The organism is Acinetobacter sp. TG2027 (genome assembly GCF_000302435.1).
Taxonomy (GTDB): Bacteria; Pseudomonadota; Gammaproteobacteria; order Pseudomonadales; family Moraxellaceae; genus Acinetobacter; species Acinetobacter pittii.
Map to the genome: position 1 here is coordinate 24,654 of NZ_AMJN01000047.1, position 22,462 is coordinate 47,115.

Annotated in this window: 27 protein-coding genes and 1 tRNA gene; 11 read left to right on the forward strand and 17 right to left on the reverse strand. The window is 35.6% G+C overall.

All coding sequences use genetic code 11. The features are described 5' to 3' along the window. Nucleotides 1-215: 215 nt before the first annotated feature. Both B806_RS0112265 and B806_RS0112270 read left to right on the forward strand, forming a co-directional pair. Entirely contained in the window at nt 216-449 is a 234-nt protein-coding gene (locus B806_RS0112265; RefSeq protein ID WP_002113991.1) for a DUF2171 domain-containing protein, read from the forward strand. Nucleotides 450-749: 300 nt separating this feature from the next. Further along, a complete protein-coding gene (locus B806_RS0112270) occupies nt 750-1,685 on the forward strand; it encodes a metal-dependent hydrolase (protein ID WP_017386676.1) in 936 nt (311 codons plus the stop codon). A 67-nt stretch (nt 1,686-1,752) separates the two neighbouring features. Here the strand turns inward: B806_RS0112270 and B806_RS0112275 are convergent, their stop codons facing one another. From B806_RS0112275 to B806_RS0112285, 3 genes are all read right to left on the reverse strand, one after another. Further along, nucleotides 1,753-2,313, reverse strand: a complete 561-nt coding sequence (locus tag B806_RS0112275) for a TetR/AcrR family transcriptional regulator (RefSeq protein ID WP_017403097.1) — start codon at nt 2,311-2,313, stop codon at nt 1,753-1,755. A gap of 863 nt (nt 2,314-3,176) precedes the next feature. Next, nucleotides 3,177-3,515: a hypothetical protein gene (locus B806_RS0112280; RefSeq protein WP_017386678.1), complete on the reverse strand. Its 339-nt coding sequence runs from the start codon at nt 3,513-3,515 to the stop codon at nt 3,177-3,179. Between the two features lie 284 nt (nt 3,516-3,799). Next, entirely contained in the window at nt 3,800-4,567 is a 768-nt protein-coding gene (locus B806_RS0112285) for a class I SAM-dependent methyltransferase (protein WP_017403098.1), read from the reverse strand. A 190-nt stretch (nt 4,568-4,757) separates the two neighbouring features. Between B806_RS0112285 and B806_RS0112290 the strand changes: the two genes are divergently transcribed. The 3 genes from B806_RS0112290 (at nt 4,758) to B806_RS19475 (ending at nt 6,447) form a co-directional block, all read left to right on the forward strand. Further along, nucleotides 4,758-5,432, forward strand: a complete 675-nt coding sequence (locus tag B806_RS0112290; RefSeq protein WP_025466697.1) for an HAD family hydrolase — start codon at nt 4,758-4,760, stop codon at nt 5,430-5,432. Nucleotides 5,433-5,666: 234 nt separating this feature from the next. Then, a complete protein-coding gene (locus B806_RS0112295) occupies nt 5,667-6,152 on the forward strand; it encodes an Lrp/AsnC family transcriptional regulator (RefSeq protein WP_031944692.1) in 486 nt (161 codons plus the stop codon). 178 nt (nt 6,153-6,330) lie between these two features. After that, a complete protein-coding gene (locus B806_RS19475; RefSeq protein ID WP_002117441.1) occupies nt 6,331-6,447 on the forward strand; it encodes a hypothetical protein in 117 nt (38 codons plus the stop codon). Between the two features lie 15 nt (nt 6,448-6,462). Here the strand turns inward: B806_RS19475 and B806_RS0112305 are convergent, their stop codons facing one another. From B806_RS0112305 to B806_RS0112320, 4 genes are all read right to left on the reverse strand, one after another. Beyond that, nucleotides 6,463-7,272 (reverse strand): pyrroline-5-carboxylate reductase dimerization domain-containing protein, encoded by an 810-nt coding sequence (locus B806_RS0112305; protein WP_017403101.1) that lies wholly within the window; start codon nt 7,270-7,272, stop codon nt 6,463-6,465. Nucleotides 7,273-7,625: 353 nt separating this feature from the next. Beyond that, a complete protein-coding gene (locus B806_RS0112310) occupies nt 7,626-7,850 on the reverse strand; it encodes a hypothetical protein (RefSeq protein WP_002117453.1) in 225 nt (74 codons plus the stop codon). 222 nt (nt 7,851-8,072) lie between these two features. Further along, on the reverse strand, nt 8,073-8,288 hold the full coding sequence (locus B806_RS0112315) for a cold-shock protein (protein ID WP_005070223.1): 216 nt from the start codon (nt 8,286-8,288) through the stop codon (nt 8,073-8,075). 343 nt (nt 8,289-8,631) lie between these two features. Continuing rightward, a complete protein-coding gene (locus B806_RS0112320; protein WP_005076885.1) occupies nt 8,632-9,564 on the reverse strand; it encodes a hypothetical protein in 933 nt (310 codons plus the stop codon). 239 nt (nt 9,565-9,803) lie between these two features. Here B806_RS0112320 and B806_RS0112325 point away from each other — a divergent pair, with 239 nt between their 5' ends. Then, nucleotides 9,804-10,421, forward strand: a complete 618-nt coding sequence (locus B806_RS0112325; RefSeq protein WP_017386333.1) for a LysE family translocator — start codon at nt 9,804-9,806, stop codon at nt 10,419-10,421. A gap of 97 nt (nt 10,422-10,518) precedes the next feature. On the opposite strand, the gene B806_RS0112330 is transcribed toward B806_RS0112325, so the two are convergent. The 3 genes from B806_RS0112330 to B806_RS0112340 all read right to left on the reverse strand — a co-directional run bounded on the left by B806_RS0112330 (nt 10,519) and on the right by B806_RS0112340 (nt 11,949). Next, complete coding sequence (locus B806_RS0112330) at nt 10,519-11,064, reverse strand: glycosyl hydrolase 108 family protein (RefSeq protein WP_017386334.1); 546 nt, start codon at nt 11,062-11,064, stop codon at nt 10,519-10,521. A 30-nt stretch (nt 11,065-11,094) separates the two neighbouring features. Beyond that, nucleotides 11,095-11,484 carry a hypothetical protein gene (locus B806_RS0112335; protein ID WP_002119864.1) on the reverse strand — a complete coding sequence of 130 codons (390 nt, stop codon included), beginning with the start codon at nt 11,482-11,484 and terminating at the stop codon, nt 11,095-11,097. 210 nt (nt 11,485-11,694) lie between these two features. Beyond that, the gene (locus B806_RS0112340; RefSeq protein ID WP_002119927.1) at nt 11,695-11,949 is read right to left on the reverse strand and encodes a hypothetical protein; all 255 of its coding nucleotides are present in this window, start codon (nt 11,947-11,949) and stop codon (nt 11,695-11,697) included. A 672-nt stretch (nt 11,950-12,621) separates the two neighbouring features. Here B806_RS0112340 and B806_RS0112345 point away from each other — a divergent pair. Beyond that, complete coding sequence (locus B806_RS0112345; protein ID WP_002119885.1) at nt 12,622-13,293, forward strand: LexA family transcriptional regulator; 672 nt, start codon at nt 12,622-12,624, stop codon at nt 13,291-13,293. Between the two features lie 152 nt (nt 13,294-13,445). Here B806_RS0112345 and B806_RS0112350 read toward each other — a convergent pair whose 3' ends face one another. Beyond that, the gene (locus tag B806_RS0112350; protein WP_002119938.1) at nt 13,446-13,679 is read right to left on the reverse strand and encodes a hypothetical protein; all 234 of its coding nucleotides are present in this window, start codon (nt 13,677-13,679) and stop codon (nt 13,446-13,448) included. Between the two features lie 175 nt (nt 13,680-13,854). Beyond that, nucleotides 13,855-13,931 (reverse strand) — tRNA-Met (locus B806_RS0112355). Nucleotides 13,932-14,186: 255 nt separating this feature from the next. Here B806_RS0112355 and xseA point away from each other — a divergent pair. Both xseA and xseB read left to right on the forward strand, forming a co-directional pair. Further along, complete coding sequence (gene xseA, locus B806_RS0112360) at nt 14,187-15,452, forward strand: exodeoxyribonuclease VII large subunit (RefSeq protein WP_017386335.1); 1,266 nt, start codon at nt 14,187-14,189, stop codon at nt 15,450-15,452. Continuing rightward, entirely contained in the window at nt 15,442-15,636 is a 195-nt protein-coding gene (gene xseB / locus B806_RS0112365; RefSeq protein ID WP_002119890.1) for an exodeoxyribonuclease VII small subunit, read from the forward strand. Before xseA ends, xseB begins: the two co-directional genes overlap by 11 nt. Nucleotides 15,637-15,889: 253 nt before the next feature. On the opposite strand, the gene B806_RS0112370 is transcribed toward xseB, so the two are convergent. After that, nucleotides 15,890-16,108 (reverse strand): hypothetical protein, encoded by a 219-nt coding sequence (locus tag B806_RS0112370; RefSeq protein WP_016141649.1) that lies wholly within the window; start codon nt 16,106-16,108, stop codon nt 15,890-15,892. A gap of 48 nt (nt 16,109-16,156) precedes the next feature. After that, the gene (locus B806_RS0112375) at nt 16,157-16,750 is read right to left on the reverse strand and encodes a LysE family transporter (protein WP_005802640.1); all 594 of its coding nucleotides are present in this window, start codon (nt 16,748-16,750) and stop codon (nt 16,157-16,159) included. A gap of 441 nt (nt 16,751-17,191) precedes the next feature. Between B806_RS0112375 and B806_RS0112380 the strand changes: the two genes are divergently transcribed. Both B806_RS0112380 and B806_RS0112385 read left to right on the forward strand, forming a co-directional pair. Beyond that, on the forward strand, nt 17,192-17,521 hold the full coding sequence (locus B806_RS0112380) for a hypothetical protein (protein ID WP_029769000.1): 330 nt from the start codon (nt 17,192-17,194) through the stop codon (nt 17,519-17,521). A gap of 458 nt (nt 17,522-17,979) precedes the next feature. After that, complete coding sequence (locus B806_RS0112385; RefSeq protein WP_017403103.1) at nt 17,980-18,336, forward strand: four-helix bundle copper-binding protein; 357 nt, start codon at nt 17,980-17,982, stop codon at nt 18,334-18,336. Nucleotides 18,337-18,944: 608 nt separating this feature from the next. On the opposite strand, the gene B806_RS0112390 is transcribed toward B806_RS0112385, so the two are convergent. The 3 genes from B806_RS0112390 to B806_RS0112400 form a co-directional block, all read right to left on the reverse strand. Then, nucleotides 18,945-19,352, reverse strand: coding sequence for a GFA family protein (locus B806_RS0112390; protein WP_017403104.1), 408 nt, complete (start codon nt 19,350-19,352; stop codon nt 18,945-18,947). Between the two features lie 27 nt (nt 19,353-19,379). Next, nucleotides 19,380-19,781 carry a Cu(I)-responsive transcriptional regulator gene (gene cueR / locus B806_RS0112395; protein ID WP_002119912.1) on the reverse strand — a complete coding sequence of 134 codons (402 nt, stop codon included), beginning with the start codon at nt 19,779-19,781 and terminating at the stop codon, nt 19,380-19,382. A gap of 75 nt (nt 19,782-19,856) precedes the next feature. After that, nucleotides 19,857-22,328, reverse strand: coding sequence for a heavy metal translocating P-type ATPase (locus B806_RS0112400; protein WP_017403105.1), 2,472 nt, complete (start codon nt 22,326-22,328; stop codon nt 19,857-19,859). Nucleotides 22,329-22,462: the final 134 nt, after the last annotated feature.

Consider the following 22,462-nt stretch of genomic DNA (forward strand, 5'->3'; position numbering starts at 1 on the left):
TAACTAAAGATTTCTGTTTAGATAAACATATAAATTGTAATAAAAAGAAAAATATTATTAGTTTTATATCTAATTATTTCATTGTTACTCAAATATCACGGTTAAGTGAACTTATAATCCGATCATGTAAGGTTTATTAAAAACTCAACATTTAATCGATTATTTAAAGTAGTTTAGTTCTTACCGTTTTTCTATTTCCAAAGAAGAGGTCTAAAATGAACACTTTAAATATTAATGATATTAAAAAACACGCAGATGTTATTGCTTCTTGTGGTACTAAAGTAGGTACTGTCGATCATCTTGATGGTGAGAACCAGTTAAAACTCACCCGGGACGAAAGTGGTCAACATCACCTTATCCCTACCGGATGGATTGGTGAAGTAAAAGAAGACCAAGTTATTCTGAATAAAAATTCAGAAGAAGTTAAAGATCAGTGGCAAGCGATCTAAACTTCTAAGCTAGCTAGTTTTAGCTAGATTAAAATAAAATAAATTTATAATTAAAAATTTAAATTATAAAAACTAAAGCTCCTTTTTATTAAGGAGCTTTTTTTATTCTCCTCATATTTAAAATAAAAAAGCTTACCCTCGTGTTGTGTTAAATATATCCAATCTTTAACAGAGCTGCTTTTATCTCTATAAACCTTTTTGAGGCTCATTTTGTCCCTTAAGCACATGGTGATCGATTTTACTTAATGCTAAAAATTGTCCATTCGCATTAAATGAACAATTATGAATAGGGTGACGTATATGATCACAGGGAATCATCAGCTTAAAGCAAGAAAGGTCCATTTCGATTTTACCGAATCATCGGTCTGTTGGATGCCGAATGATCCGCTATGCTCGCATGTCGCCAATGGCATTAACATGCTCTTACCCGCTGGTGAGTTTTGGTTTTGCCGTGTGTTTAATAAAACCCTTCCCTTGATTACCGATGAAACACTAAAACAAGAAGTGATTGGATTTGTCCGTCAAGAAGCTGCTCATGCACGTGCGCATGAAAAAGCACAAGACTTCTTACGTGAAAATGGTTACGACATTCAAGAAACACTCAACCGTGCCCATTTTGTTTTTAATATTTTGTTGGGTGACAAACCTTTAGGCATACCTTTTTTAAAAGGCGAAAAGCTTGATGAATATTGGTTACTTTTCCGAGTGGGCGTGATTGCTGCAATCGAGCACTTTACGGGAACCATTGGTCAATGGACGCTAGACAGTAAGACTTGGGACCAAGCTGACCCTGCTATGGCAGATTTGTTCCGTTGGCATTTAGCTGAAGAAGTAGAACATCGCTGTGTTGCTTATGATTTATTTGAGCACCTTTTGACAAACAAGTTTGGGTTTTATATGTCGCGCCAAGTGATTATGGCGGCGGTTTTCCCACTGTTTATTTACTTCCTTGCTGACTTTGCCCGTAGTTTAGGTAAGCAAGATTTAGAGCATGAAGATATTCAAAAATTGATGCGCCGAGGCTACTTCAAAATTATTCGTGAATTTGAAAAAACCGCGACTCGCTCAGACAACTTACCGACCATTAAATTTTTGTGGAAAGCGACGTTAAGATGGGTTTCACCAAAATTTAACCCAATTCATGAGGGAGACACCGAGCAAGCTTTAGCTTATATGGCTCGCTCGCCTGCGGTTCAATATTTTGAAGGTATGGCACAGGCTGCAAAACCTGTGTAATTGAGCTAAGCACTTAATTAAATGCTAAGAAAAGCCTCCTTTTGGGAGGCTTTCTTTCGTTTAAGAGTTATCTAGACTGACACAGATTAAAAAGAAACAATCGAACTAGCGCGCTTTCATCAATATTGTTTTTTTCAAAAAGTCGGAACATCGCCCCGTCAATCATACATAAAAACATGTAAGCGTCTTCGACTGAGGCGGTAGTTTTGACAGTTAAAAGTAGTTTATAAATTTCATTGATGAGCCAAGTTCGGTACTCAATCGTAACGCCATAGGCCTTGGGATAGACTCTTTTAATTTCAAACAATGCCTTAAAGGGTAAATGATATGGCCCTTCTAAACTCGCATGTAAAAAATAAATTTGCTTAAGTTTATCCAGCACCATGAGTTCATTGTAAGAATAGAGAATGGAAAACACTTTGTCTTTTAGCGTGTCTTTTTGGAAACTGATACACCTCTCGATTAGCCGTTCTTTTGAGTGAAAGGCATTATAAAAAGTGGCCTTGGAAACCTTGGCTTCACTAATAATTCGGTCGACACCAACTTTATGAAACCCATATTGATTAAATAAGTCTTTTGCTACGTGAAGCACTTTTAATGCTTTAAAGGAAGATTGTAAATTTGGCATAGATATACCGCTTAGAATAATTTTTTGTTGTATGTAAATGAGATAGAAATGCCGTTACTCTTAAAATGAGTGCTAAAAACAGGCATGCAAAAGCCGCACAAAATGGCGTGCTGACCTATCTCAAGTTTTATAGTTGCTGTGTTTTAGATTCTTAAGGTGTAGAAAACCTAGAGTCGATTGAACCGCTTTATAGATTGCTCGAGTGGTATGAATAGAGAGACTTTGGCAAAAGCCAATAAAGAAGAAATAGTACGCATAGCGGACTCCTAGATAAAATAGAAGTTCTACCGAATTACTGTCAAATAATTATGGTGGCAGAACGAAGATGGGTTGACAGACCAGTCATCTAGGAACCGGCACGCACAAGGCGTCCCACCTCCGTCCTACCGCTACGAAGGGGGGACGAACGAGTTCGCCACCAAAAAATTACTTTCTTGGTGCCCTAGATGGAAAACAGCCTGTCAAAGCCGACTGGCAATGTGGCCAGAAAGCAAAGGATAATCGGAGGGGTTTTAGGTGTCAATGTGCTATTGGCTAGAAAATAATTAAATAAATATTGTTTTTAATAGGATTAAAATATTTAGCTAATTTATTAAAACTCATTATTTATTAAAAATAATAATAGAACAAAAGAGGGTTAGCAGACTAATTTACCCAAAAATCAGCACATCCGAAGATGTCCCCCTTCCGTTCCGCCGCAGAGAATAATAAGAGAGATTTCAAGTGTCAATCGGATATTGGGTGGATTCTTAAATTTAATTATCTAGTTTAATTAGGGAATTATATGTGGTGATACACCGATAAAATGAATAATTAAATCCATTTTATCGGCTTGCTAGAATCAGTTTTTAAAACCTTATTTTTTATTGTTTAATATATTTTGGGAACTCTTTTAAAACCTTATGACAAAAGTGGCCCTGTGTATCCTCTTTCTTGCGCTCTTCAAATTCCTTCATACCAAACTTCATAACCTCTCTACCGTATTTTTCACCAAGGTCATGTTTAGTACATTTTGCGGCAGCATCCTTTAACTCTTCTGAATAATAGTGATAATTACAATCGAGCTGAGCGCGGCTTAAAAAACCATGTAGTTCCACTGCTTTCTCACACTGTGTTTGCTCTAGAAGATTTCTAGACTCTTGAGCAGCATAAATTGATGTTGCTAAGAATAAAGTGAAAATCGTTACTAAAAAATTACGCATTATTTCCCCGACAAAGTTATTAAAAGTATTAGTGATAATATTGCGGGCGTATTAAATAATAATTATTTATAAGTGTCTATTAATAATAAAGAAAATGGGATAACCCTCCTCTCTTTTGAATACTTAATCACCTTAATAAAATTGGGTGATTAATTTTTATCAAGTGAATGATATTAAATTTGTTTTATAACCATCTTTAATATTATTCGATTTATTCGGAAAAAGAGTTTTAGTGATATTTAATCCATTTCTAATCTACTAAAACTCTTACTCATTTCAGCGCTTTAAAATCCTAATTTCTTAAAGACAAAATAACCCACATGGCTTTCATAGCTACCGTCATTTTGAATTTTGAAATACTTCTTAACAAGGTCAGATGAACCTTCCTGCAAATAACGTAAAGTTTTGATTTGATCTTCAGGCGTTTTCATGCGTTTTACCCAACTATCAAAGTCTAACGAAAGCGTTTGTTTGTCTAGGCCGACTAAGTCAAAGCCTGCATCTTCAATAAAATAGACCCACTCTTTCACACTATAGTTTCGTACATGACTTGGATCTCGAATAGTTTCGATGGTCTGTAAAAACGTATCTAATATGGGCGAGCTAGAGCTAATAATGTCTACAAAAATAACAATACCATCAGGCTTAAGCACGCGGTTTACTTCTTTCATGGCAGTCGGAACATGTTGCCAGTGATGCGCAGAATATCGGCTAATGACCACATCAAACTGCTGATCACTAAAAGGCATGTCCTCAGCAATGCCTTGCTGCACAAAAATGTTTTTTAATTTGCGTTGGCTGGCAGCCTTAGACACGGTGTCTAACATTTCATGAGATAAATCGTAAGCAAAAACAAGGTCGGCGTGCGGAGCAACATTATAGGAAACATGCCCACCACCACAGCCTAAATCAAGGACTACAGCCTTTTCAATTTTCTGAACTTCATTAATAAATTTATTAAATTCAATGCCTTCAGAATGAGCTTGGCTATTTAAATAGTCGAGAGATTTATTTTGATATTGTTTTTGATTTATATCATGCTGGGTGATCATAACCTTGCTCCTCCTTTGTAATGGAATTACATTAAAGGAAAAGTTAGATAAAAAATAATGATTAGTTTTTCTTCAATTGATAAATAAAAGTTATTATTTAATTGAATACATAGTAAGCACAAAATTTGAAAATTCTTAAATCAAATAAATGGCTATACTGTCTTCATCTAAAAATTTTATAACACCCAAAATGCCAAATATTATTTTATTTGATTTAGATCAAACTCTACTTGACCGAAATACATCCCTTATAAAATTTGTTGAGTGGCAAGTAAACTTTTTTCAATTGGTATCACAAGAAAATAAACAAGCTTTTATAACTAGATTTATCGAATTAGATAACAATGGAAGTGTGTGGAAAGATTTTGTTTATTCTCAATTATTAGAAGATTTTAATATAAAAAACTTTAGTGTTGAGAGCCTACTTGAATCGTACATTAACGACTTTAATAAGTTTTGCCGCCCTTTTGAGAAAGTTCTAGAAACAATTCAAAATCTTTATAACAAAGGATATAAATTAGGCTTAGTTTCTAATGGTAAATCCCCCTTCCAAGAAAATAATTTTTATGCACTCGGTCTCAAAGAGTTTTTTTCTACAATTATCGTCTCAGAAGCCGTAGGTATGCGAAAACCAGATAGACAGATATTTGAGTATGCATGTAAAGAACTTGGCTGTACTCCTAATGAATGTATTTTTGTAGGAGATAATCATAAAGCCGATATTGAGGGTGCTAATAACGCAGGAATGAAAACTATATTTTTTCACCCAGATCCTTCTATCTGCTCGACTGTAGCGGATAAAAGAATTCACCATTACGACCAACTAGAAACAGCAATTAATACATTAGAGGATTTCATTCTTTAGAAAAAGGATATTTGTTCTTTTATTAAATCCGCAAAGAGCACTGTTTAGTCACCCTTACTGAAACAGTGCTCTTTGCTCCATCCCAACCTCTATCCAGAAAGGTTCGATGCATAGAAATAGTGTATGTACCTTTGACCCAAAATGTTTCCTTTATTTTTTAAAATTTTTAAACATTCACAGCATAAAAATGAAGTATATTGATTTTTATCAGAAGATTCTTCTTTGGTTTATATTTTGAACAAAACAGAATACACACTAGATCGTATAGATCGGAAAATTTTATCTGCATTACGTGGAAATGGCCGTTTAACCGTTGCTCAACTGGCCGAAGAAGTAGGTCTTTCATCTTCTCCATGCTGGACACGACTGAAACGTCTAGAAACTTTAAAAATTATTGAAGGATATACGGTAAACGTAAACCAAAAAGCGATTGGCATTCATGAAGTCTTTTTTATTGAAATTACTTTAGAGCGCCATGATGACGAAATGCTAGAAAATTTCAGTGAAGCATTAGCAGATATACCTGAAGTAGTGGAAGCGCATCTCGTCACAGGTGACTACGATTATCTGGTTAAAGTAGCAGTCAAAGATGCTGACCATTACGAACGATTTTTAAGAAAAAAACTTTATTCAATTAAAGGAATACGCCACACCCGTTCGACCTTTGCCCTACGCCCTCTCAAATCTGCTAATACAGCCGATTTAATGCTAATTGAATAAAAAGGTTAAACGCTGACAGTTAAATCTTTAATTTATTGATTTTAAAATCTTTATTAAGGAAAAGCCTAGAAAATATAACAGATGATAGCTCTGTTATATTTTTTTTAAAAAATTCTGTATCTATGATTACAGCCTTCACTTCTTCAAAATGTAATTAATCTGAATTGGAGGCATCGCCATGAACATTTTGAAGAAAAAAAATAAGGCCAGTTTTGTATTCTTTATTATTACTCTCTACTCGTTTATTGGGTTTGGCTTAGGCTTCGTTATTTGGGAATACTTTTTAAAGGCCTAGTTTGCTAAAGAATACTTAACTCACCTCAGTAATAATTTCTGAAGTGATTTCTTTACTACGATGATATGCGGCCTTCATAGCTAAACGTATATCATCAGATACATTTCCTAGCTCAAACATTCTGAGTGCTGATTCGGTAATCCCGTTAGCCAAGGTCACCTTGCCACACAGATCCGCTGGCGGGACATTACTTTTACGGACCATTTCAACTGCGCCACTAGCCGCTTGGAGTGCTAAATCTAGAGCAAATTGTTTATCAAGTCCTAAAGAAACCCCTGTCTTTATCATGCTGTCTAAAATATAGAAAAAGTAAGCCGGCCCAGAACCAGACAAAGCAATAATTGCGTCTGACTGCGTTTCAGACGGCGCCCAAAAAGTCTGACCCGTTGCAGAGTACAGCATTTCAATTAGGTCTTTATCAAGCTGGTCCATTTGCTCTGAAGCAATAAGCACATGTGTCCCCGTATGCGTCAGCACAGGCGGATTTGAAATTACACGAACAATTTTTTTCGAACCCGTAAAACGAGTCAAGTTTGCAATATCTACTCCCGCCATCATAGAAACTATAATTTTACTAGCTAACCATTTTTTTAGCGGTATAAGTGTCTCTTTTAACTGTTTAGGCTCTAGTAGTAAAACAACAATTTCAGCTTTTTTTAGTCCATTTTCTTTTTGCTTTAAAGCATTTGTATCATTAATCTTTTTCTCTTCAATGAGGTGTATTTTTTCTTTTTTAAATCCTTTTAAAACCAACCCTCCTATTAACGCTAAAGCTAGATTACTACTGCCAATAAAACAAATATTAGGTTGTACTGCACTTAACATTTAAAATGTTTTCCTTTCTTAAGAGAAGTTTATAACAACAAATATTATCTATAATTTAATTATGTATATTGAATTAATGATGACCGTCTGAATAAAGAACCCACTTTAATAAGATATATTATTAAAGTGGGTTTTGTTTTATTCGCGCAATAAATAAAACAACTTTAGATTAAGCCTAATGTATTACTATTGTTAGTAAATACCACAAAAAAATGTTAAGCTGTGTAACATATACAAGAGTATTGTAAAAAATTCTGTAACGAATTCTATTAAGCTAATATAAAAAATATCTATTACTTAATAAGAAAATCTTTAAACCAAATTAAGGCACGGAAGTGTTCTAGTTCAAACAACTAAAGAGTTTCTTTCTTATTCGCTAAAATTCTCTCGGCTTTTCTGATTGCCTGTTGTAAATCAATATCTTCGCACACCCAAAAGGTAAAAATTTTTCCAAATAGGTGGAAATGCTGTTTAACATACTGAGAGCTATTGTCTGAATAGTGCTCTTCTATCTTAAAAACATCATTATGATTTTCTATCTTTTGACCGTCTAAAATACCGCCAATACAAATATCCATTTGAGTACCATACACCTAATTACTTATATTTTAACAAAAAATTTAGAAGCACTTTTAAGAGCATATTTTTATTCTGCTTTTTATTTTGAAAGATAAGTTTAATTAAAACTTATAAAAAACCCACAAGATAGAGTGGGTTTTTAAACTCTTCTAAAGCGCTTTAGCCTTAAACATATTCTATTTAAATAATATATTCAAAACAACTCTAGTCGCTCTATGAAATTATGAATTCTGAAGAATCACAATATTTGAAGCTTGTGGGCCTTTTTTACCCTGTACTACAGTAAACTCAACACGTTGGCCTTCTAAGAGAACCTTAAAACCTTGTGTTTGAATATCGGTAAAATGAGCGAAAATATCCTTACCTTCATCAGCCGCAATAAAACCAAAACCTTTAGTTTCATTGAACCATTTTACTGTACCAGTAGAAGTAGACATATATTTATCCTAAATTTTAAAATATTATAACTTATTATTGGGGAAACCAATTTAACTAAAAAATAGACGTGAAAACTTAAATATCTGAATGAACCGAAGACTTATAAATAAAACTGCGAAATAGAAATTTATGATGACAAGAATATTTTGTTAGTTATGCTCGACTATACACACTTCAAAATCATTTGCAATCGATATTCAAAATAATTAAAGCAAGAAAAATTTTATAGTGTTGACTCAACATCTTTCATCTTGATTTCATTAAAGATCCTTTCAATTAAAAATCTAATATTCTATATTTTAATTGAAAGAAGTACTTTTAATTCTTGAGTTACTGACGCCATTAATAGAATTTCTGTTCACCAGCAGGGCGTGTTTTAAAGCGTCGATGAAACCACATGTATTGTGTAGGGGCAATGCGAATTTGGTTTTCAATAATCTTGTTTACCCTTTCAGCGTCACTGACTTCACAGCCACTCGGGAAATTTTCTAATTTAGGTTCTACTAAAACATGATATTGCGGATTACGAATATCACCACTACGGTAAAAATATAAAGGTACGGCTGCTGCTTTTGAGATATCCATTAGTCTGCGATGCGCTGTAACGGTAGCTGCCTGAATACCAAAAAATGATGCCATTACGCCTTGTTTTAAGCCAAAATCCTGATCTGGGCTATACCATATCGCATGCCCATGTTTAAGGTTTTGTATGAGTCCACGCATGTTGTCTCGAGCAATTTGGTTTTTATACACTCGCGCACGACTACGATGAATCAGAAAATCTAAAAACGGATTGTTTTGAGGTCGGTAAACCACGTCCATATTAAAGAATAAAGTACACGCCGCTCCACCTGCATCTAAAAGCGTACTGTGGGTACCTAATAAAAGTACGCCATTTTCCTGATTATTGGTTAAATTTTCTAAACCATCTATGTGAACACGGCTTTTAAACCAATTTGGGCAATACCAAGCATTTAAAGCTTCAAATACACCCGTTAAAGTATCAACAAAAACCTGTTTAGCTTTTGCCTCAATTTGCAAAGGTGTTTTTTCTGGAAAACATGCTTGTAAATTACGTAATGTGGTTTTTCTTCGAGAACTTAAAGATTTCCACGCTATTTTTGATAAAAAGTCAGCAAGGCGCCATTGAATAGCCCAAGGTAACATCGCAAATAACATTAGAATAAAAGCTAAAAACCATATACCCCAATATTTAAACGTTAAAAAGGAAAATTGAAACTCGCCAGATTTAAACTGCCGTTCATTTTTCGTCATACTATAGATTTCTTGAGGTATAGACTTAGCATACTAACATGCTCAATTTTTAACGTTGTGTGTTTATGTTGCTTTCACTTTTATAGTTTTATATGTCCTATTTATTTATACAAATCTATATTTTAAATATTTAATCTATTTAAGCCTTAAGTATACATAACCTTCTGTATACATCGATTATTTTCTCATTTAAAGTAACCGCACAATCTTGCCTCAATTGATAAATAGGATATATCAGCGTGAGCGGTCTTTTAGTATTTATAACAATAGCATTTCTTACCCTATTAAGCCCAGGACCGGGAGTTTTATTTACTGTCACAAATTCAATTAACTATGGTGTTAAAACTGCTTTGTTTGGAATAAGTGGTTTAATTATTGGTATGTTTGTAATTGCTGTAATTTCTGCCAGCGGTGTAGGACTTATTATTACCAGCAACCCTACTATTTTTACGGTTTTAAAGTTTATTGGTGCATTTTATTTAATGTATCTCGGATATAAAAACTTCACTAAAAAACTTGCAACCCAAGAGTTAATGACCAATCAACAAAAAGATAAAGCTGTAAGTAAATCTAAATTGTTTTATCAGGGCCTATTTGCATCTTTGCTTAATCCTAAAACAATCGTATTTTTTATCGCACTCTTCCCTCAATTTATTGATATCAAGAAAGAGATTTTAAATCAATTTTTAATTCTTTCTTTAACCTTTTGTTTTATTGGTTTTTTAATTCATTTAGTTTACGCAAACTTCTCTTCAATTTTTAAAGAGAAAATGTTAGCTGGAAATAATTTCACGATACTCAATAAAATTAGTGGTGCTATTTTCTTTCTACTTGCCATTTTACTTATCGCACAATAAAGCATTGCTCGACCTATTATTTGTTAAAAAGCCTTAACTCATGGTTAGGCTTTTTAACTCATTAGATCTTTAAACATGCTCTCTTCTAACGCATTTTTTAGAGTGTTACTCTGTTTAATATCCAACCGTAAAAGAAATCTTCGTATTTAAAGTTGTTCTCGGTAATTTCAATATAATGCTGCCCTTGCATAATATTTAAAATGCGCACGAATACTTTTTCTCCCTCTTTATTACGTCTATTTAAGTACGTAGCTAGTGCTTGCAAAGTTAGAGGTCCGTACTGGCCATCTACCACAAGATTTGACCAACCTTCCTTCCCCTGCTTATTCAGCAGATTTAAAGCACGTTGTAATAACGGCTTTGTAAAATTGACGCCACAATTTATAGCTGTATCCAGTAACTCTTCTGCAATAGCTGGGCTAATCGCATTAATCTGGTCAAACTGGGGTTCAAGCCAGTATTTTTGCTTATAAATAGATTTGGCGACACTTAAGGGCAAGTCTTGCATGTTGCCTTGATATCCGTTCGATCGAGCGACTGCTTCTGTAATGCCAAATTTAGTCGCATGGCCATGATCTGATGGATGGTTAACATACCTGCCTTCTCGGTTGATAACTTTTTCTAAGTATTGATCAATATTCATTTTATTCTACCTTTATATTTAAAGCTGTCTTTAGCTATTTTGAAGATCATCTTTTGCTTTTTTTAGGTCTTTGATGACCTCTACAATCGTTTTACCTTCTTGTTTATTGATGAAGTTAAATATCCATCTCACAATAGCCCAGCCCGGTAAACCACATATGAAGAAAAATCCAGATAGGGTGATCATTCCCCAAATATCGGATACCCATTCATGCAGGTTCCATTTCATAATAATGAATGAGCCGCCTGTCAGGCTTGAAACTACTGTACAGATGAGAGCAACAATCCATTCTTGTGGAGAACGAGGAAAACGCATCATCAATACAACTGCGACAACTAAGCTGACTGCCAAAGCCACCATAATTGCAATACTATAAAAATTTAAAAATGTGGCTAACCCACTGCTAGAAACTGTTTCCATGACTTTGTCCTGCGCTAAAGGGTAAAACTTGAAAACTCATCACGTTGACCAGCTTGCGGTTTTCAATGTTTATTAATCCCTTTCGTTTTCTTTATTACAGTCAATAAAAAACACTAACGCTTTAAAGCAGCGCTAAATTGCAAGACGAACTTATCCTTGACCCCATTTATTTCAGGGGTCCGAGAAAAAATGTTTGTATGCTAAAGCCTGTTAGTGTGCACCGTTTAAGGCTTGTTCAATCAACTCAATCACTGTGATTGCACCAATCGCTTTTTGCATAGAGACTTGATCATCGAATTCGAATGCGTCATCTTCAAGCTCATTTACAATCTGCTTGGCCTCCTCAAGTGCCCTTTTTATTTTTTGTACCTTATATTTGTTTACGTCTTTGGCAATTGTCGGGATATACCCTCCACGTTTTGCATTTTTAAGTTGTTTAGCTCTGTTCTGCATTGCTGTAGTCATTCACTATCTCCAACTCAATGTACTCGTTAGTAAGGCGTCTTTATCGTTTGTTATTCTTGAGGTTTTGATACATTCTTTGAGCAATATAGCTAAGCTATGGCTACAAATGTGTGTTCGAAACGTTTCATCTGGTACAACAATCATAAAGAACCAAACTATATGCAATTAAGCCACTAATTTATAAACAAATATTTCCTTTTCTAAAAATGTAAAAAAGTATTAAATTTTGTGGATTTAAGCTTTTTACACGCCTTAATTTTTTGACCAAAAAGTTCATATAAGGCTTTGCCGTATATCGGAAACTTTTGTTAGGTCTCACAATCTTTGTTAAATTCTTCATGTTCTTGATACCCTTTATCGACGAACATTAAGCCTGATCCACGGAATCGGGCTTTTTTTATTCCAATTTTTGTTTTGATAGCCTGTTTGCAAATAATAATTGAGCTATCTCCCTTTTATTCTGCTACCTCTAGAAACAAAATAAATTTAGCTTCCATCTCAAAGCTTTGATAAAGCGATAAATAGTGACTTAGGCACCACTTAAATTTTCTCTATTCATCTTGAGATATAAATGATATTATAACTATAGTTATTATTAGTCAATAACTATAGTTGTTTTACTAGATATAACTTAAGTTATATATTTGTTATAAGTTTACTGGTGTAACCATTATGGCTCTTAAAGACCGTTTAAAAGACTCTAGAATTAAAGCCAAAAAAACTCAGGCTGAAGTGGCAGAAGCTGTAAAAATGTCGCAACCTGCCTATCAGGCTTTAGAGTCAGGGAAAAATTTAAAATCCGCATTTCTTCCTTTAATTGCTCAATTTTTAGGAGTGGATGGTTATTGGTTAACGACGGGCAATACTGAAGATTCTTTTAGAGAAAGTGATGTATTTAGCCCGACTGTAGTAAGTGCAGAATCTACCGATCAATATGTCTGGATTGAAGTTGTAGAAGCTAACTTTTCTTGCGGGACAGGGGAATCTATTGAATTTCACTTTGATGCTATTAATGGAAAAATTCCATTCCCTGCTTCATTCTTTAAAGAAAAACGCGTTGCTCAAGAATGCATGCGTATTATTAAAGCTAAAGGCGATAGCATGACCGACTACATTAAAGACGGAGATTTGGTGGGTATTGATATCTCTCAAACAGAAGTCATTGATGGCGAGATTTATGCGGTTTACTTTGCTGGCGAAGGAATGATTAAACAGATTTTTAAAGAGGCAGATGGCTCTTTAATTTTGCATAGCTTAAATGAAAAATTTAGAGACCGACGTGTAACAGAAGAGAACGGTAAAAACTTTAAGGTTATGGGTCGCCAGTTTTGGCGGGCAGGCTAATTTAGTTATTAAATATAATTAAAATAATAATGCACTTATTTTTAATCACTTCAGCCTTTTTATAACTTTAATTATTTATATAACTTATAGACATAAAAAAACCTATCTCCTTTAAAAGAGATAGGTTTTCTCGCTTTATTACCATGGTTTTATCAACAATATGTATTTAAACGATAAAGTTGATTAAACCCGGCATAGAAGCTTTTACCATCTTGGTTTAACTCAATTTCTTCACCAGATTGAAGTTGAATTTTTTTACCAACTTCGACCCAACGATATCCATCGAGAGAGTTTTGTTTACGCACATGAGGAACAATCCTCACATTAATTTCGTTGCCATTTACGGCTGTGGCAATGTGCCACTCATTTACTATATTCACAATCATTCACTCATCACTGAGCTCATGTGATTTTACGGTATGTAATTAGAACGCTAGATTTAGGGTATGGACAGTTCGTCTAGAATTTAATATTTAGCTTTATATAGGGTTATTTATAAGCTAATTGCTTTTCATAATTTTCGTATTATGAAAAGTGGTACATCACAGAGCATAATATTTTTGGATGCGGGAGTCGGATTTGAACCAACGACCTTCGGGTTATGAGCCCGACGAGCTACCAGACTGCTCCACCCCGCAATTGGAAGTAAGCTTTATACGCTCATATATTTTATAAAGCAAACTTTATTTTTTAATCGGTTGTAATTATTAACAATTCTCTTTTTATTATTTTTTCATTTTAACCGTTCAGTCTAAATTCACTTATCAATTTCAATTTTTAATTCTTTAATTTGTTGTATTTATTTTAAATAGAACCCGATATTCATAGACAACAATTGCCTTGGTTGGATGGCTTTTATACTATCTAGTTTGGCCCTTTAATTTTTAGTTCGTATGTCTGAACCTCAGTTTTCCCTTAGTGAATATCTCGGCACAGTTCAGGAAGTCATACGTGTGGCTTTTGATGAGCCAGTTTGGGTAAAAGCAGAAATTCGAAATTTAAATATTAAGGGCGGTCATTACTATTTAGAACTCGCAGAAAAAGATGCAGAGACTGATAAAGTTATTGCCAGCTGTAAAGCCACGATCTGGAAATTTTCAGCGAGTAAAATTGTTTTAAAGTTCGAACGTGAAACTGGAATTGAGATTTCAAGTGATTTAAATGTACTCATCAAAATTAGAGCACGTTTTGATCCTCAATATGGATTTTCTGTCAATATTGAAGAGATTGACTCAAGCTTTACATTGGGTGAAATTGCTAAACGTTATCAGCAAATTATTGAACGACTTACTCAAGAAGGTTTAATCCATAAAAATAAACTTCTTCCCACTCCTTTTGATATTCAAAATGTTTTAGTCATTGCCCCTCAAAATGCTGCAGGCCTAGGTGATTTTAAAAAAGATGCAGATGCACTTGAGCGAAATGGGGTTTGTCATTTTGTGTATCACACCGCTACTTTTCAAGGAAACATGGCTGCAACCAGTTTGATTGAATCCTTAGGTTCAGGTTTAAGACAATGGGCCAGTACATTTAACTTTCCACCTGATTTGATTGTGATTATTCGCGGTGGTGGATCGGTGAATGATTTAGCTTATTTAAATGATTATGAACTTGCCGCCCTACTTTGCAAACGTAGTGTACCCATTTGGGTAGGCATAGGGCATGAGAAAGATCGTACTATTCTTGATGAAATTGCTCATCGCTCATTTGATACACCAAGTAAAGTGATTGCTGGTATCCGAAACCATATTGTTGAACGCGTCCAAGAAGCTGTAGATAGTCTCCAAACGATTAAGCTACTTTCTCAGCATCAAATCACAACCTATCAAAGCAAAAATGATCAACTGCTTCATCAGATTAAATCTTCGGCACAGAGTCAACTTAGCTCGGCACATCGTTTGCTTGACCAGATGAAAGAACGTATTCAGTTTAGCTCACAGCAACAAGTTAAATTCTCATTAGCCCAAATCGAATCTCTGATGAAAGAAATCCTTTTGCAAAACCCGAAACAGGTTCAAGCCAAGGGCTATGCAATTGTTAGGTCAGAAGGAAAAGCGATTCGCTCTATACATCAAATTTCAAGCCCTGCCCTTGCTATTGAGATGCAAGATGGTGTGGTTGAAGCCAACATTACACAGGTAATTCCAAATGAAGAATGAAGAGTTAACGTTTAAAGATGGTCATGACATTTTGAAGAAAAATGCCGAATTACTTGAATCTCAGGAAAGCCCGGATATCGATAATTTAATGAAAATTGTTGAAGAATCTATTACGGCTTATAAAGCGTGTAAATCACGTATTGAAGCCGTTCAACAGGCTTTAGATGAGACATTTAAAGAATAAAAAAAGCCCACTCCTACTTCTCATTGAAGGAATAGGCTTAGTGAAATCCACTTAATCCTGAAATGCAAAAATGTGGATTAGGTCACATTTTTACACAGGCATAGTCCCATAACCATTTTAGATGTTCAATATTTTAATTGTGTCTATACGTTAGTTTGGCTTAATTTTCACCATCTCTTAACTAAATGACTTCTAGTAAGACCATACGGAACACAAACTCTGCTCATGGTTATTGTTAAATTTAATTTAAAAGTTATTCCTCACTGAATGGACCAATTAACTGATAAATTTTGCCGTCTTTAGGGTTTTCATAGAGCAAATCCATATTGGGTAAAATAATATCATCATTAATTTCAATATGTTCAACACTTTTATGAAGCTCAAGCGCATGGTCATTCATGGGTCTAACTTTTGCCAAAGCAATTGATTCTTTATCAAACTGATCCTTGATAATTACTTTTAATCTTGTCATGAAAATCTCCTGAAAATTAAATTTTTTAATATAAATAAAGGGTTAAGTTTAAAATGAGCTAATCGCAGAATAGCCGATTGGCATCGCAAAAAAAGTTAAAATAAATGCAGCCGTACGTTGTAAATTACGTTGGTTTAACCAAGTTACTTTGTTTGAAATTAATACGGTTCCAAAAGCAATCCATAAAAATGCAATGGGTGTAATTAATGATAAAAAAATAGCAATATGCACAAAATAAACGTGAAGCACTTCCCATGCTGCATGTGGAAAAATAGCAGAAGCAAAGAGTAAAGCTTTAGGATTCAAAAGTGTTGCAACAAATAAAGCCTTAGGCGTAATTAGTGGGCTGTCTAATTTGATATCATTTGTTGATGTTATCCAAAGTTTAAATGCAAGGTAGAGAATAAAAGTTGCACTTATTAACTTTAATAAGGCAGGAAGCCAAGGGATAAAATGTGAAACTGACTCAAGCAAAACACCCCATGAAGTAATTGCAATGAGATAACCCATCACTTCAGCAGGAATAAGTTTAAGAGACTGCTTCACCCCTGCTTGTATTCCAGCCGAGGCTAACAATGTATTTGTTGGGCCTGGAGTCAACAAAATGGTGACCACAAGTCCAATAAACATAAATGACACCATAGGCAACGAACTCTTTAGTTATGCTAGGCGAAATATGTCAAAAAGGAATATCTATTGTCGACATAATGGTTGTAACAAGAAATATTGAATTTTATTTTTTTAATTTTAAAACAAATAATTAACTCCACCTGACTACAAATTCACTTACTATTTCAATAATTTTAAATATGCAAAATCGATCACAGAAATATAGAATAAGCGCTATTTTTTCTGCTCGCTAAATAATTAAATCAAGCTTTTTTTCACAGAAAAATAAGCCGTTATTTTTAATATTTAACCCTTATTTAGCTTATTTAATAAACGCTTTTTTCTGACTTGAAATTTGAAAAATGATCAATATATAAACAACTAGAAATCGTGATTTTACTGAATATGATGTCCCGTTCCCCATCAATTCTTTGATTGTCGCTTTCATCAAATAAATCAGATGATGGAGGATGCATGATGAATGCTTATGTTCGCCCTCATCCAGATGGTTTTAAATCTTATTTAGGTAAGAATCAGAAAACCGGACTCTACATTGTACGAGTTGGTTGGACGGTTTATGAAATGAATGGCAATGGCTCTGTGCTATACATTGTTAAGAACGAAGATACGATTCCGTTGGATGTAGAAAAGTTTAAAACTGATCGCCCCAAAATTCATGCTGCTCTTCTAAGTGAAGTTCAGTTTCAACGCAAGAAACAACTTGCGATTGATCTCCAGCAATCAAACATCCCTTCTTATGACCGTAAAGCCTACAAAAAACGGCGTGGCTTTATAGACTCTTAAGTAAAGGTTTCACTTTAAACTCATATAGAAAAAGCACCCTTAGGTGCTTTTTCTTTTAACGACCAGTTGTAATTAATACGAGCATACTCAGTATTAAAGTGCTTAATGATCGTTTGCAATGTATGTGGACTTCATGCTCAGCTCCGTGAGCAAATTGATTAACGTTTTCCATTTCGTGTGCCCTTAAAGTTCACACTGATAATTTGCACAATTTTCACACAATAAGAAATTAGCCAAAAGTATTATATCGACTCAAATTTTAAATCTAATGCTGGGCAAGTAGTTTTGAAATTTATAAATGAAGTAGCTAGATGTAACATTCTTATACGAGGTTAAACCCTATTGAGCGTTTGTAGACCTTTCATTTCAAACTCACCTACCAAAGAAATGATTTTATAAAATGAAAAGAGATAACAATATTCTGTTTTTTAATAATAGTCTTCGACAGGAGAACTTTTATGGAAACTCAACAAGAAACCAACTCTTCTTTATTTTGTAATACCTCTACCTCAATTCAAGCCTGCATTGAATGTATGATTGCCTGCAAAACATGTGCAGCAGCATGTTTGCAAGAAGAACATGTAAGTATGATGCGTGAATGTATTAAGCATTGCATGACATGTGTAGAAACCTGCCAACTTTGTACGTCTTTAGAACTAAGAAACTCTGAACTAGCAGAATCAGCTATGCAACTTTGTGCGAACGCTTGTCAACTTTGTGCAGCAGAATGCAGTAAACATGACCACGAACACTGCCAAGTTTGTGCTAAAGCATGTCTTGCTTGCGCACAAGCTTGTCTGGCATATCGTTCCTAAGTGGTATTCACAATTTTAAGCCTACGCAATCTTTAGATCGTAGGCTCATTAAAATTTTTAAATAACTATAGATTAGGTATTTTTTATTTAAGCTGATTACAATTTTTACTTTTTTTACAGGCATAAAAAAAACCCGCATCTTGGGGAAAATGCAGGCTCTTAGATCTCCCACAACGACCATGAGTTCATTATTAAACTTGAACTTTAAACCGTTAACCAAATGTACCCTTAATAAAAACAAATTGCAATACAGAAAAGTCTGTATATTTGAAATATTTTATTATTTTTACATTACTTTTTCATAAATAGTTTAAAAGTATAAGATATTTCCAAATAAGAAATATCTTTTTTACAGGCATTAAAAAAGCCCGTTTCACGGGCTTTTCTGCAACGGTGAGCAATGTAAGCGTTGTGTCTATCCAACTCTTGTTTGCTCTTTGCTAGCTATATGTAAGGTTTTATCGTATCTTTTGCCCTGTCCCAAGTTTCCCTGTGGAGCGAGGAGATATTACGATTACCTTAGGTACATTTATAGCACATTATTTATTCATGACTAGTCTTGTTCACGTTTTTTTACAAATGAACAAAATACGATCTCTCCTTAATATTTAAGAGTTTTCTACCCGATTTGGATATTGACGAGCGTCATCACAAATTGGATACCACTTCACTTGTGAATTGACAAAAGCATGAGAGATGACTGGCGTCGATATTTCTTCATTAATAAGTCCGACCCTCAGGCGTACCACTTCTGGCTTATCTAGACGTTCACTCCAGATCGGTGAACCGCAAGTTTTACAGAACACTCTCTTTTTGTTTGGAGAAGCAAAATACGCTTGCAAAAGATTTTCACCCTGTACAATCTCTAAATCGCTTTTTTGTACTTGAGTGATGGTAGCAAAAGCAGCCCCTTGTGCTTTTTGGCATTGCTTACAATGACAAACCATAATGGGATTTAATTCAGCATTAATGCTGAGTTGAACACCATTACAAAGACAAGAAGCTGTATAAATCATGATTTTACCTTTTTATTTTTATGGGATTTAGCTTACACCTACCCCTTTTTCAATGTGATCTAAAATGGCACAAGAAGCCTGTTGGTCGCCACAGCAATCATCGGCAGAAGCCTGCAAAATATTAACCATTTCTTGTAGGTGTGCAATTTTTTGCTTTAATTCGTCAATGTGTTTGACGGTTAAGGCTTTCACCTCTGCACTATGCCGATCAGTATTTTTCCAAAGTGAAATAAGCTCTTTCATCTGTTCAGATGAAAAACCTAACTCTCGAGCATGCTTTAAAAAGTTTAAAGTTTTAAGGTCTGTTTCTGAATAGATGCGATAGCCAGAAGCAGAACGCTGAGCTGCTTCAAGTAAACCGATTTCTTCATAGTAGCGAATCATTTTCGCCGAAATGCCCGAATGTTTGGATGCCTGACCGATATTCATCTCACACCTCAAATACTAAATTTGGTTTAAGATCTGCTGTCATGATCTTAAACCAAAAGTTGATTTTCAGCACGCTTACTGTACTGGCGCATGAAAGCGTTTTAAGCGTAATGCATTACCTAAAACAAAAACCGAAGAAAGTGCCATTGCACCTGCTGCAAACATTGGCGAGAGTAAAACGCCAAATGCTGGATATAGCGCACCTGCTGCAATTGGAATTAGGGCTACGTTATATACAAATGCCCAGAACAGGTTTTGACGTATGTTCCGCATGGTGGCTTTACTTAATGCAATTGCATTCGGCACGCCTTTTAAACTACCTGACATCAGCACCACATCTGCAGCTTCAATGGCAACATCTGTGCCTGTACCAATGGCTAAACCGACATCTGCTTGCGCCAAGGCTGGTGCATCGTTAATGCCATCACCTACAAAGGCCAAACGACCATATTGTTTTTGCAGTTGGCGAACTGTGTCCACTTTGCCTTCGGGTAAAACCTCTGCCACAACTTCATCAATGTTCAGCTTTTTGGCAATTGCTTGCGCCGTATGACGGTTGTCTCCTGTAATCATAGCAACCTTGAGACCTAATTGATGCAAGGCCTCAATCGCAGCATAGGTTGTTTCTTTAATTGGGTCTGCCACAGCAATAATTGCCGCAAGTTTTTGATCAATAGCAACGTATAGCGGGGTTTTGCCTTCTTCACCTAACTGAGCAGCAATCGCTTGGAAAGAGTTGGTGTCTAAACCAAGTTGGTGCATATAACGATCTGCGCCAATTTGTACTTTTTGGCCTGAAACTTCAGCTTCAATACCTGAACCTGTAATCGAGTTAAAAGCGGTTACGGGTAATAAGTTTAGGCCTTCGCTTTCTGCTGCTTGAACAATCGCGAGTGCAATCGGGTGTTCAGACTTGGCTTCGACTGAGGCAACTAAAGTCAGCACTTGTTTGCGTTCAAAGCCCTGTTGCACATTAAAGTCAGTGAGTGTCGGTTTGCCTTCGGTGAGTGTGCCCGTTTTATCAACTGCAACTACTTGAGCTTCTTGTAAAAGCTGCAAAGCTTCACCTTTACGGAACAAGACACCTAACTCGGCACCACGTCCAGTACCAACCATAATAGAAGTTGGTGTTGCAAGTCCCATCGCACAAGGACATGCAATAATCAGTACTGCAACGGCATTCACCAATCCAAAAGTGAGCGCAGGTTCTGGCCCAAAAATAAACCAAACCAAGAAAGTAATTGCAGCAATTAACATCACTACAGGTACAAACCACATGGTGACTTTATCGACTAAGCCCTGAATCGGAAGTTTAGAACCTTGGGCTTGTTCAACCATACGAATAATTTGTGAAAGTACAGATGAGCTACCCACTGCGGTTGCCCGAATGTTCAGTGTTCCGTTTTGATTGACCGTACCACCGATCACTTGTTGTCCCACTACTTTTTCGACTGGGACAGGTTCACCCGTAATCATAGATTCATCAATGTAGCTGTGCCCTTCAACCACTTCACCATCGACTGGCACACGTTCACCCGGACGAATTTCTACGATAGTTCCACTGACCACTTCAGCAACAGCAACTTCAACCACTTGACCGTCACGTTGAATACGGGCTGTTTTAGGCTGCATTCCTACCAAATGTTGAATCGCTTGCGAAGTACGTCCTTTAGCTTTGGCTTCAAAATAACGTCCGAGTAAAATTAAACTGACAATAACGGCAGCCGCTTCAAAGTAAACATTGACCGTCCCTTGTGGTAACACATGCGGCATAAAGGTTGCTACGACCGAGAAACTGTAGGCAGCCAAGGTTCCAACTGCCACTAGCGAGTTCATATCTGGTGCCAAACGCCACAGGGCTGGAATCCCTTTTTGATAAAAACGGCGACCTGGAAAAACGAGCACTAAGGTGGTTAGAACAAACTGTAAAAGCCAGCTATTGTATTGACCAATCGTGTCCATGATCCACATGTGAAAAGCTGGAATGAGATGTGAACCCATTTCCAAAATAAACACAGGTAAGGCCAACACAATCGAAATGATCAAATCTTTTTTTAACTGATCTAACTCTGACGCTTTTTTATCGAGTTGCTCATCTTGATTTTTTTCAGATGCTTTAGCGTCGTAACCTGCTTTTTTAACAGCGCGAATTAAGTCTTCAACATTGACTGATGCATCTGCTTGTACCCAAGCCTGCTCTGTCGCTAAGTTAACCGTAGCTTGTTGAACACCATCTACTTTTTTAAGGGCTTTTTCTACACGTGCAACACAAGATGCACAGGTCATACCCTCAATAGACAACTCTACTGGTGCAGCTTTTGGTACATCATAACCTGCTCGTTCAACTGCTTTAACCAGTGCTTCACGCTTAATCGGTTGATTTGAATAAACAACCGCTTTTTCTGTTGCCAAATTAACGTTGGCAATCTCTACATTTTCAACTTTCTTAAGTGCTTTTTCGACACGACCTACACACGAGGCACAGGTCATGCCTTCGATTGGAAGTGTTTCACTATATGCTGGCAATTTTGTGGTTTTTGACTCCATCAAACACCTCTGCAAATCTGCAAAATTTAATATTCTGTATTGAGCATACAGATTCCCATCATGGGAAGGTCAAGCATATTTTTTTAAAAATTTAGTCTTGACCTTACAATCATGACAAGGTTTAGACTCAGTGT

Bases quoted from the DNA above. Each gene is read 5' to 3' on its own strand.
- B806_RS0112265 (WP_002113991.1), top strand. From the start codon at position 216: ATGAACACTTTAAATATTAATGATATTAAAAAACACGCAGATGTTATT.
- B806_RS0112270 (WP_017386676.1), top strand. From the start codon at position 750: ATGATCACAGGGAATCATCAGCTTAAAGCAAGAAAGGTCCATTTCGAT.
- B806_RS0112275 (WP_017403097.1), bottom strand. From the start codon at position 2,313: ATGCCAAATTTACAATCTTCCTTTAAAGCATTAAAAGTGCTTCACGTA.
- B806_RS0112280 (WP_017386678.1), bottom strand. From the start codon at position 3,515: ATGCGTAATTTTTTAGTAACGATTTTCACTTTATTCTTAGCAACATCA.
- B806_RS0112285 (WP_017403098.1), bottom strand. From the start codon at position 4,567: ATGATCACCCAGCATGATATAAATCAAAAACAATATCAAAATAAATCT.
- B806_RS0112290 (WP_025466697.1), top strand. From the start codon at position 4,758: ATGCCAAATATTATTTTATTTGATTTAGATCAAACTCTACTTGACCGA.
- B806_RS19475 (WP_002117441.1), top strand. From the start codon at position 6,331: ATGAACATTTTGAAGAAAAAAAATAAGGCCAGTTTTGTATTCTTTATT.
- B806_RS0112305 (WP_017403101.1), bottom strand. From the start codon at position 7,272: ATGTTAAGTGCAGTACAACCTAATATTTGTTTTATTGGCAGTAGTAAT.
- B806_RS0112310 (WP_002117453.1), bottom strand. From the start codon at position 7,850: ATGGATATTTGTATTGGCGGTATTTTAGACGGTCAAAAGATAGAAAAT.
- B806_RS0112315 (WP_005070223.1), bottom strand. From the start codon at position 8,288: ATGTCTACTTCTACTGGTACAGTAAAATGGTTCAATGAAACTAAAGGT.
- B806_RS0112320 (WP_005076885.1), bottom strand. From the start codon at position 9,564: ATGACGAAAAATGAACGGCAGTTTAAATCTGGCGAGTTTCAATTTTCC.
- B806_RS0112330 (WP_017386334.1), bottom strand. From the start codon at position 11,064: ATGAATATTGATCAATACTTAGAAAAAGTTATCAACCGAGAAGGCAGG.
- B806_RS0112335 (WP_002119864.1), bottom strand. From the start codon at position 11,484: ATGGAAACAGTTTCTAGCAGTGGGTTAGCCACATTTTTAAATTTTTAT.
- B806_RS0112340 (WP_002119927.1), bottom strand. From the start codon at position 11,949: ATGACTACAGCAATGCAGAACAGAGCTAAACAACTTAAAAATGCAAAA.
- B806_RS0112345 (WP_002119885.1), top strand. From the start codon at position 12,622: ATGGCTCTTAAAGACCGTTTAAAAGACTCTAGAATTAAAGCCAAAAAA.
- B806_RS0112350 (WP_002119938.1), bottom strand. From the start codon at position 13,679: ATGATTGTGAATATAGTAAATGAGTGGCACATTGCCACAGCCGTAAAT.
- xseA (WP_017386335.1), top strand. From the start codon at position 14,187: ATGTCTGAACCTCAGTTTTCCCTTAGTGAATATCTCGGCACAGTTCAG.
- xseB (WP_002119890.1), top strand. From the start codon at position 15,442: ATGAAGAATGAAGAGTTAACGTTTAAAGATGGTCATGACATTTTGAAG.
- B806_RS0112370 (WP_016141649.1), bottom strand. From the start codon at position 16,108: ATGACAAGATTAAAAGTAATTATCAAGGATCAGTTTGATAAAGAATCA.
- B806_RS0112375 (WP_005802640.1), bottom strand. From the start codon at position 16,750: ATGGTGTCATTTATGTTTATTGGACTTGTGGTCACCATTTTGTTGACT.
- B806_RS0112380 (WP_029769000.1), top strand. From the start codon at position 17,192: ATGATGAATGCTTATGTTCGCCCTCATCCAGATGGTTTTAAATCTTAT.
- B806_RS0112385 (WP_017403103.1), top strand. From the start codon at position 17,980: ATGGAAACTCAACAAGAAACCAACTCTTCTTTATTTTGTAATACCTCT.
- B806_RS0112390 (WP_017403104.1), bottom strand. From the start codon at position 19,352: ATGATTTATACAGCTTCTTGTCTTTGTAATGGTGTTCAACTCAGCATT.
- cueR (WP_002119912.1), bottom strand. From the start codon at position 19,781: ATGAATATCGGTCAGGCATCCAAACATTCGGGCATTTCGGCGAAAATG.
- B806_RS0112400 (WP_017403105.1), bottom strand. From the start codon at position 22,328: ATGGAGTCAAAAACCACAAAATTGCCAGCATATAGTGAAACACTTCCA.